General features: G+C 67.3%; 1 protein-coding gene. It reads left to right on the top strand.

Annotated elements, in window-relative coordinates; all coding sequences use genetic code 11:
* On the top strand, nt 1-648 hold a 648-nt coding region (gene pstA / locus AC5RWQ_RS30255; protein ID WP_494286009.1), incomplete at both ends, for a phosphate ABC transporter permease PstA.

Raw genomic sequence — 648 nt, 5'->3', positions numbered from 1 at the left:
GCCTGGCCGCGGGGCTCTCCAGCCACGTGCAGTGGGGCCTGATCGCGCTCGTGCTCTTCGTCGCCGGCACCTTCGCGATCACCACGCGGGTCGAGGGCATGCGGCAGGCCAAGGACCGGGTCGCGACCAGCCTCGTCTGGGCCTGCTTCATCATCGCGGTGATCCCGCTGTACTCCCTGGTGAAGACCACCATCGCCAAGGGCGCCTCGACGGTGAACGGGCACTTCCTGACCCACTCGATGGGCGGGGTGCTCAACAACGACGCGGGCGGCGGCATCTACCACGCCATCATCGGCACGCTGGAGCAGGTCGCGCTGACCTCGCTGCTGGCCGTCCCGATCGGTCTGCTCACCGCGATCTACCTGGTCGAGTACGGCCGCGGCGCGCTGGCGACGGCGGTGACGTTCTTCGTGGACGTGATGACCGGTGTGCCGTCGATCGTGTCGGGCCTGTTCATCTACACCTTCTGGATCCAGATCCTGAAGTTCAGCTTCTCCGGCTTCGCCGGCTCGCTGGCGCTGACCATCCTGATGATCCCGATCGTGGTCCGCTCCACCGAGGAGATGCTCAAGCTCGTCCCGAACGAGCTGCGCGAGGCGTCCCTCGCGCTGGGCGTCCCGAAGTGGCGCACGATCCTCAAGGTGGTCC

The sequence above is a fragment of the Micromonospora sp. BS32 genome (genome assembly GCF_059089345.1).
This window is presented reverse-complemented; position numbering and strand designations above follow the sequence as displayed.